Source organism: Streptomyces sp. NPDC048825, assembly GCF_043198355.1.
Taxonomy (GTDB): domain Bacteria; phylum Actinomycetota; class Actinomycetes; order Streptomycetales; family Streptomycetaceae; genus Streptomyces; species Streptomyces xiangluensis.
Genome location: NZ_JBICUR010000033.1, coordinates 46,492 through 54,155 on the forward strand (window position 1 = coordinate 46,492; position 7,664 = coordinate 54,155).

Below are 7,664 nucleotides of genomic sequence, written 5' to 3' on the forward strand. Positions count from 1 at the left end.
GGGATGAGTCGTTGCACGGCTCGTGAGCCCCCGGCGCCCGCATCCCAGTGACCCAGTGAACGTTTCCGTGCCGCTCGACGTCTTCGCACGTGACACAGCACAGACACAGCCTCGAAGACTTCGAACGGAAACGCTGACCGTGGTCTCTGCCGCCGAGCTGTCCCCCACCCGTCCGCCTTCCGGTCCGGTGGAGCCGGCCGGTACGCGGAAGGAGTCGTTCCGGGAGCTCAAGGGGTTCTGGCGACGGCATCGTGTGCCGTTGCTCGCCACGCTCCCGACGGTTCCGTTGTACGGGGCGTGGTTCGTGTTTCTCGCCACCGGCGGCGGGGATCTCGCGGCGCAGCAGGCGTGGGCGGAGTTCGCGTCGCGGCACGGGGGCTCGGCGTACAGCCTCTTCTGGTACGGCGGGATGCACACCGCCAACTACAGCCTGATCTCGCCGTACTTGATGGCCACCTTCGGCGTGCGCACGGTCACGGTCGTCGCCGGGCTGCTCGCCGCCTGGCTGGCCGCGGTGCTGCTCGTGCGTACGGGGATCCGCCGCCCCCTCGGCCCCGCGCTGCTCGCGTCGCTCGCCCTGTGGTGCAACGTCGCGTCCGGCCGTACGACGTTCGCGCTCGGCGTCGCCTTCGGGCTCGCGGCCTGTGTGCTGCTCACGCGGGAGCGGCGGCTGCCGCTGGCCGTGGCGTACGCGGCGCTGGCGACCATGGCGAGCCCGGTGGCCGGGCTGTTCCTGGTGGTGGCGGGGGCCGGTTACGCCCTCGTACGGGACCGGGGGCGGGCCTGCGCACTCATCGCGCCGCCGTTCGTGGTGGTCGCGGTGACCACGCTGCTGTTCCCGTTCCGAGGCGAGCAGTTGATGCCCGCTGACCGCATCTGGCCGCCCGTCCTGTTCGGTGCCGTGCTGTTCGCCCTCGCTCCGCGCCGCTGGCTGGTGCTGCGGTGGGGCGGTCTGGTGTACGCGGCCGGGACGGTGCTGACGTATCTCATCCCCTCGCCCATCGGCACGAACGTGGAGCGGCTCGCCGAGCTGTTCGCACCCACCGCCCTGCTCGCCGCGCTCCTCACGCAGAGGGAGAAGAAGGGGCCGAGACACAGGCTCGTCGCCCTCGCCGTGACCCTGGTCGTCTCCGTGGCCTGGGTCGGCACGAAGACCGTCGACGATCTGCGGATCTCCACCAAAGTGCCCGCCTGGGCCGCCGACACGCGCGGTGTCGTCCGCGCCCTGGACCGGCTCGGCGCCGAGCGCACCCGGGTCGAGGTGGTCCCGGCCCGCAACCACCGCGAGGCCACCGCGCTCGCCCCGCATGTGAACCTCGCCCGCGGCTGGAACCGGCAGCTGGACATCGAGCGCGGGCGGCTCTTCTACGACGGAACGTTCTCGGAGTCGACGTACCGGGCCTGGCTGGACCGCTGGGCCGTCGGCTTCGTCGTCCTGCCCGCCGGGAAGCCGGACGGCTTCGCCGAGGACGAGGCGCGCCTGGTCAGGAGCCGGCCCGCCTGGCTGGAGCCGGTCTGGCAGGACGCGAACTGGCAGGTGTACCGGGTGCGCGGCGCGGTGCCCCTGGTGTCGTCGCCCGGCTCCGTCGTACGGGCCTCCAGCGCCGAGGTCGTCGTCCGGATGAGGAGGCCCGGCTCGGTCACCGTGCGCGTGGCCTACTCGCCATGGCTGTACGCCGAGGGCGGCTGCCTGGAGAAGCGCGGCGAGTTCACGCGGCTGACGGTGACCGAACCGGGCGCGTTCCGGATCAGCTCGGGGTACGGTCCTTCGCCTGGTCAGGCTCCGCGATGCTGATCTCCGCGGGTTTGGCACGCGAGCTGACCCGGGGTCCCTGGAGCAGGTAGGTCAGCGCGAAGCCGGCACCGACGACGGCCGCGCCGCCCGCCGCGTCCAGCACCCAGTGGTTCGCGGTCGCCACGATCGCCGAGACCGTGAACAGCGGATGGAGAAGCCCCAGCCCCTTCATCCACAACTTCGGCGCGAGGATCGCGATCACCAGACCGCACCACAGTGACCAGCCGAAGTGCAGCGAGGGCATCGCCGCGTACTGGTTCGTCAGTGCGGTCAGCGTCCCGTAGTCCGGCTGGGAGAAGTCCTGCACGCCGTGCACGGTGTCGATATAGCCGAGGCCCGGCATCAGGCGCGGCGGAGCCAGCGGATAGAGCCAGAAGCCGAGCAGCGCGAGGATCGTCGCGAATCCGAGCGCCGAGCGGGCCCAGCGGTACTCGGCGGGGCGGCGCACATAGAGGATGCCGAGGACGCTCAGCGGCACCACGAAGTGGAACGACGTGTAGTAGAAGTCGAAGAAGACCCGCAGCCAGTCGACGTTCACCACCGTGTGGTTGACCCAGTGCTCGATGTCCATGAACAGGAACTTCTCGATCGCCAGGATCTGCTCGCCGTGCTGCTCGGCGGTGGCCCGGGCCGCCTCGTTCGAGCCGCCATGCGCCTCCAGCCTGACCTGCTGGTACGCGGAGTAGCCGACGCGGATCAGCAGCAGTTCGAGGAGCAGGTTCGGGCGGGAGAGTACCCGGCGCAGGAAGGGCAGCAGGGGTACGTGTTTCCAGCGGGCCTCGACCGGTGGCGCGTACTGCGTGGGGATCGGGACCTGGTAGTGCGGAGAGGTGCGGGACAGGAACGGAACGGCGCAGGCGGCGGTGAGCGCGGCGAGCAGGACGACGTTGTCACGCAGCGGGTGGAGCACCGGCATGTTCGGCAGCATCATCTTCGCCGGGAGCGTCATCACCAGGACGACGGCTACCGGCCATACGTACCGGTCCGAGGCCCTCTTGCCGACCCGGCCGACCAGCGCGAGCAGCACCCACAGCAGCTGGTGCTGCCAGGTCGTGGGCGACACCGCGATCGCCACGCAGCCGGTCAGCGCGACGGCGAGCAACAGCTGCCCGTCACGCGCGTAGCGCACGGCACGGCGGAGGCCCAGGACCGCGACGGCCGCGCCCACCAGCAGGAACAGAGCGATCTCCAGCGGCCCGGTCAGGCCGAACCGCAGCAGCGCGCCGTGCAGCGACTGGTTGGCGAGGTCGTCGGCGGGCCGGCCGAGGCCGACTCCGGCCAGGTGGTGCACCCAGTACGTGTGCGAGTCGTGCGGCATCGCCGCCCAGGCAAGGGCCGTGCACGCGGCGAAGGTGACGCCGGTGGAGAGCGCGGCCCGGCGGCGGCCGGTGAACCACAGCAGCGGAGCGAAGAGCAGCACGGTCGGCTGGAGGGCCGCGGCGACGCCTATCAGCAGCCCGCTGGTCCGCTCCCCCCGGACCGCGAAGCAGCCGAGCAGCACCAGCAGCACCGGGATGATGCTGGTCTGGCCGAGATACAGCGTGTTGCGCACCGGCAGGGACAGCATCAGCAGGCTGATCGCCACGGGTGCGGCGAGCAGGGCCGTGCGTCTGCTCACGGGCTGCGGCAGGGCACGGGCCGCGACCAGGCCGAGCGCGACGACCAGCAGCAGGGTGCCGAAGGTCCAGCCCCAGCCGAGGGCCTGCTCGGCCGCGCGCGTGAGCGGTTTGAGAACGAGTCCGCCGAATGGCGTGCCCGTGAAGCGCGTCGAGTCGTACAAGGATCCGTTCACATGCAGCACGCCGCCCGGACCGACCCAGGTCTCCAGATCCGTCAGGCGTTCCCCCTTCGGCGTGCTCAGGACGACGGTGACCTGTCGTACCGCCAGTACGGCGGCGATCACCCAGAGGGCCGCGCGCACCACGCCCAGCCGTGCCTTCGCCGTGCCCGCGGCTCCCGCCGCGAAGGCATCGCCTGGTCGTCCGCTGTGCTCCACATTCGCCACGCCCCGTCGGCCCTCCCGCCCCGTTGGTCACCCGAGTCCCATGGGTGTCATCTGTTCGTTTTCACCGTGCGAACACTATGAGGCTCGCACTACCCCCGTGGAGAGACGCAGGCAACCCCCGCTTTACCTGACGTCCTTCCATCTTTTGTCCGGAAGAGGGTGTGGCGCGACCGGAGGTTGCGGTGGCGTCCCTCCGGTTTCGCGACCCCGCGTTATCGCCGGGCGGATACGGCGGCAGCGGGCTATATTCGACGGAGAACTAGTTAGCTCCTCTAACTAGGCAGACGAAAGGCATGGTGCATGACCGAGCCACGGCTCTGGAACGACGTGGACGACTACCTCACCGCGCTCCTCGCCCCGCCCGACGACGCCCTGTCCGCCGCACTGCGCGACAGCGACGCCGCCGGCCTGCCGCACATCAACGTCGCCCCGACCCACGGCAAGCTGCTCCACCTCCTCGCCGTGATCCAGGGCGCCCGCCGCATCCTGGAGATCGGCACCCTCGGCGGCTACAGCACCATCTGGCTGGGCCGCGCCCTCCCGGCGGACGGACGCCTGATCAGCCTCGAGTACGCCGAGAAGCACGCGGAGGTGGCCCGCCGCAACCTCGCCCGGGCCGGCCTCGACAAGATCACCGAGGTGCGGGTGGGCCCCGCCCTGGACTCGCTGTCGAAACTGGCCGACGAGGACCCCGCTCCGTTCGACCTGGTCTTCATCGACGCGGACAAGGTGAACAACCCGCACTACGTCGACTGGGCCGTCAGACTCTCCCGCCCCGGCAGCCTGATCGTCCTCGACAACGTCGTACGCGGCGGCGCCGTCACCGACGCCACCACCGACGACCCGGCCATTCGAGGCACCCGAGCGGCCCTCGAACTCTTCGCCTCCCACCCGAAGCTGGACGCCACGGCGATCCAGACGGTCGGTGTGAAGGGGTACGACGGCTTTGCGCTGGCGCGCGTACTGCCGTAGGCCTCGCACCGCCCGGCCTCACGCCTCGTGGTAGAAGCCCACGTTCACGCTGCGTGGGGCGGTGCGGTCCCGGACGATCAGTTCGCCGGACCCGTTCCGGGGCAGCTTCGCCGTCCCGCCGTACGGCAGCGGCTGCGGGGTCCCGCCGACCAGCACGAGCCGCACCTCGGACGAGGGGTCGGCGTGCGAGCCCCGCAGCCACGTCACCTGCCACGTCCCGTCGGGCCCGCACAGGAACTCGAGGTGCACCCGCGAGACGAACAGCCAGTCGTCGGGCGTCGCGAGGCGGCAGAAGCCCCGGTCCCGCCCCACCCGCAGCACAGCACCCGGTTCGCTGGGCGAGTCGGCCATCTGCATCCCGGCCGTCGCACCCGCGTCCGCCTCCGACACCGTGGCCATGGTGAGTTCGAGCACGTGCGCTCCTTCGGTTCCCGCAAATCCAGTGGTTCGGCGCCGCAGCATGGTGGGGCCTGGGTGGGCCCCGCGCTCCGGCGACGTATTGCGGCCGAATGATAGATCGCCCGGGTGACATGCCGTCCGGCACACTTGACGCATGACCGAGCGAAAACCTCCCGGGGTCAGCTTCGAGTCCTGGGTCGACAAACAGATCCGCGAGGCGGAGGCGCGTGGGGAGTTCGATCACCTCCCCGGCGCGGGGAAGCCACTGCCCGGCGGCAGCGACACCTCGTACGACGAGTTGTGGTGGATCAAGCAGAAGATGGCTCGCGAGGGGCTGTCCGTGCTGCCGCCGACGCTGGCGTTGCGCAAGGAGGCGGAGGATGCGGTTGCGCGGGCGTTGGACGCCCCTTCCGAGCGGGTGGTTCGGGAGATCATCACGTCGATCAACGTGAAGATCCGGGAAGTGATGTTCAAGCCGCCGCCGGGGCCGCCGTTGGGGCTCAAGCCGTACGACGTCGAGGCGGTCGTACGGGACTGGCGGGAGCGTCGCTCCGCCGGGAGTGCGGATTGAAGCTGCGGGTTCGTCGGTCGCTCCCCCACTCTCGGCTTCGCTCGAGCGGGGGGACCCCCATCGCGGCGGAGCCGCACATGTCACAGCCCCGCGCCTCTGAAGGGGCGCGGGGCTTGCGGTGTGCGGGAGTTCAGATGCGCAGTAGGCGTTCCGCCAGCTCTCGGTAGTCGCGTAGGGCCAGCCGTAGCTGCTCGGTGTCGGCCTTGTCGTCGCCCGTTCCCTGCCAGGACGTGCGCAGGGTGCGGCGGCGTTGGGTGACGGCCTCTGTGAAGCGGGCCGCCACCTCCTCCAGGACCTGGTCTGCCTCTTCGAGGGACTCCCGCGGGCCGTCGACGAAGCCGGTGACCGCGTGCTGTAGGCGCAGGGTCCACTTGTCGGCCTCGTCGTGGGCCATCAGGCGACCGCCGGAGACGCCAACTGCCGGGTTGTCAGTCATTCGACTCAACTCCCCTTCGCGTGGTGGCGCCTGTTGAACGCCCACGGTGTGTGCAGGCGTTCGCCGAGGCGGTTCGAGCGGGTGGGGGCGGGCTCGTCGGCCGCGCGGTGGTGCGTTGTGTCCTCGCGGACCGGTGTCACCAGGTCCTCGAAGAGCGCGCGGGCCTCGATCATGGCCTCGCGGAGTTCCTCCGTACCGGTGCGGCTCTCGTCGCCGTCGGCGAGGGGCGCGTGTGCGGCCCGGTGGATGCGCCGGTAGCCGTGGACGTGGTGTCCGTGGTGCACGGAGAGCGCGGAGAGCTGCTCGTCGTAGCGGTTGCCGTCGGGGAAACCGCGGGCGCCGGCCAGTTCGCCGAGCAGCCGGTCCGCCTCGGCCACGGCCTCCCGTGGCGAGTCGACGAACCGCTCCTGGGCGGCGGCCCAGCGCGCCTCGTACCGCTCCCGCGCCGCGGGCTCCAGCGGCTGCCTGCGCAGCGAACCGTGCCGCTTCACACGGTCCGCAAGCTCGCGTTCGGCGGCCTTGGCGTCGCCGTCGTGCTGGGCGACGGCCCGGTCGTACTCGGGCCCGAAGCGCCGCCGCAGATTGCGCCCGCCGCCCGCTCCGCGGGGCATGGCGAGCCAGACGGCCGCGCCGATGATGATCGCCGCGACCACGATCAGAACGATGATCACGCCTGTGGACATGGAATACCTTCCGGTTACGGCCCGTTGGGGCCGGCTCCCTGCCCGAGTTGCCCTCAGAGCGCCGCCCAAACGACTCGGCCGCGGGCCGGGGGCTCGGGTAATTGGCTTGCGGACGGCGGACCGTACGTACGGACAATGCCCACCATGACCACTCGTACGACGACGCCGACGTCCTGGACCGTCGCCCCCGAGCCCTTCGACTCGCCCGCCGCGGCTGCGCTCTGGCGGGCGTACTACACGGAGGTCAGCGACCGCTGGTATCTGCTCCACCGCGGGCACACCACCGACCCGGCCGAGCTGGAACGCGAGATCGCCGCCGAAACCGGGGCCGAACTCGCCCCGCCCACCGGAGTGTTACTGCTCGCCCGGTACGACGGCGAGTCGGCCGGCACAGCGGGCGTGCGGCTCCGGGACGCGGGCACGGGCGAGCTCAAGCGGGTGTTCGTAAGGCAGGATCTGCGCGGCAAGGGCGGCGGTGCCGTACTGCTCACGGCGGCCGAGGAGGCGGCCCGCGGCCTCGGCGCCGAGCGGGTCGTCCTCGACACCCGCGGCGACCTGGTCGAAGCACGCGCGCTGTACACGCGGCACGGCTACGCGGAGATCGAGCGGTACAACGACGAGGAGTACGCCGAGCACTGGTTCACCAAACGGCTCCACTCCGCTTGAGCTCCGCTGTGGCAGGGCTCACCAGCCACGACGAACCTTCAACTTGCCCACCGGCGGGAGGGGACGTGGGCCGGTGCGTCGTATGCCCGTCGCGTAGGTTCTGTCTCAGGAAACCCGCGCCCTGTGTGAGCCGGAGG

The 7,664-nt window shown here is 71.0% G+C and carries 8 protein-coding genes; 4 read left to right on the forward strand and 4 right to left on the reverse strand.

Going from position 1 to position 7,664, the window contains the following annotated elements; all coding sequences use genetic code 11:
• Positions 1–133 precede the first annotated feature (133 nt).
• Positions 134–1,795 (forward strand): hypothetical protein, encoded by a 1,662-nt coding sequence (locus ACGFNK_RS44445; RefSeq protein ID WP_393426720.1) that lies wholly within the window; start codon positions 134–136, stop codon positions 1,793–1,795.
• On the opposite strand, the gene ACGFNK_RS44450 is transcribed toward ACGFNK_RS44445, so the two are convergent.
• Positions 1,749–3,800, reverse strand: a complete 2,052-nt coding sequence (locus ACGFNK_RS44450) for a phosphatase PAP2 family protein (protein ID WP_393426700.1) — start codon at positions 3,798–3,800, stop codon at positions 1,749–1,751. The two genes, ACGFNK_RS44445 and ACGFNK_RS44450, sit on opposite strands and share 47 nt — an antisense overlap.
• A gap of 300 nt (positions 3,801–4,100) precedes the next feature.
• Here ACGFNK_RS44450 and ACGFNK_RS44455 point away from each other — a divergent pair, with 300 nt between their 5' ends.
• A complete protein-coding gene (locus ACGFNK_RS44455; RefSeq protein ID WP_393426703.1) occupies positions 4,101–4,772 on the forward strand; it encodes an O-methyltransferase in 672 nt (223 codons plus the stop codon).
• 18 nt (positions 4,773–4,790) lie between these two features.
• Here ACGFNK_RS44455 and ACGFNK_RS44460 read toward each other — a convergent pair whose 3' ends face one another.
• Entirely contained in the window at positions 4,791–5,186 is a 396-nt protein-coding gene (locus ACGFNK_RS44460; protein WP_386356475.1) for a hypothetical protein, read from the reverse strand.
• Positions 5,187–5,325: 139 nt separating this feature from the next.
• Here ACGFNK_RS44460 and ACGFNK_RS44465 point away from each other — a divergent pair, with 139 nt between their 5' ends.
• Positions 5,326–5,742, forward strand: a complete 417-nt coding sequence (locus ACGFNK_RS44465) for a DUF1992 domain-containing protein (protein WP_388672555.1) — start codon at positions 5,326–5,328, stop codon at positions 5,740–5,742.
• 130 nt (positions 5,743–5,872) lie between these two features.
• Here the strand turns inward: ACGFNK_RS44465 and ACGFNK_RS44470 are convergent, their stop codons facing one another.
• Both ACGFNK_RS44470 and ACGFNK_RS44475 read right to left on the reverse strand, forming a co-directional pair.
• Entirely contained in the window at positions 5,873–6,178 is a 306-nt protein-coding gene (locus ACGFNK_RS44470) for a hypothetical protein (RefSeq protein WP_386356481.1), read from the reverse strand.
• 5 nt (positions 6,179–6,183) lie between these two features.
• Entirely contained in the window at positions 6,184–6,861 is a 678-nt protein-coding gene (locus ACGFNK_RS44475) for a hypothetical protein (RefSeq protein ID WP_393426708.1), read from the reverse strand.
• A 144-nt stretch (positions 6,862–7,005) separates the two neighbouring features.
• Between ACGFNK_RS44475 and ACGFNK_RS44480 the strand changes: the two genes are divergently transcribed.
• Positions 7,006–7,527 (forward strand): GNAT family N-acetyltransferase, encoded by a 522-nt coding sequence (locus ACGFNK_RS44480; protein ID WP_393426711.1) that lies wholly within the window; start codon positions 7,006–7,008, stop codon positions 7,525–7,527.
• The last annotated feature ends 137 nt before the right edge of the window (positions 7,528–7,664 follow it).

Coding starts and splice junctions, on each gene's coding strand:
- ACGFNK_RS44470 (WP_386356481.1), bottom strand. CDS start 6,178: ATGACTGACAACCCGGCAGTTGGCGTCTCCGGCGGTCGCCTGATGGCC.
- ACGFNK_RS44455 (WP_393426703.1), top strand. CDS start 4,101: ATGACCGAGCCACGGCTCTGGAACGACGTGGACGACTACCTCACCGCG.
- ACGFNK_RS44480 (WP_393426711.1), top strand. CDS start 7,006: ATGACCACTCGTACGACGACGCCGACGTCCTGGACCGTCGCCCCCGAG.
- ACGFNK_RS44465 (WP_388672555.1), top strand. CDS start 5,326: ATGACCGAGCGAAAACCTCCCGGGGTCAGCTTCGAGTCCTGGGTCGAC.
- ACGFNK_RS44475 (WP_393426708.1), bottom strand. CDS start 6,861: ATGTCCACAGGCGTGATCATCGTTCTGATCGTGGTCGCGGCGATCATC.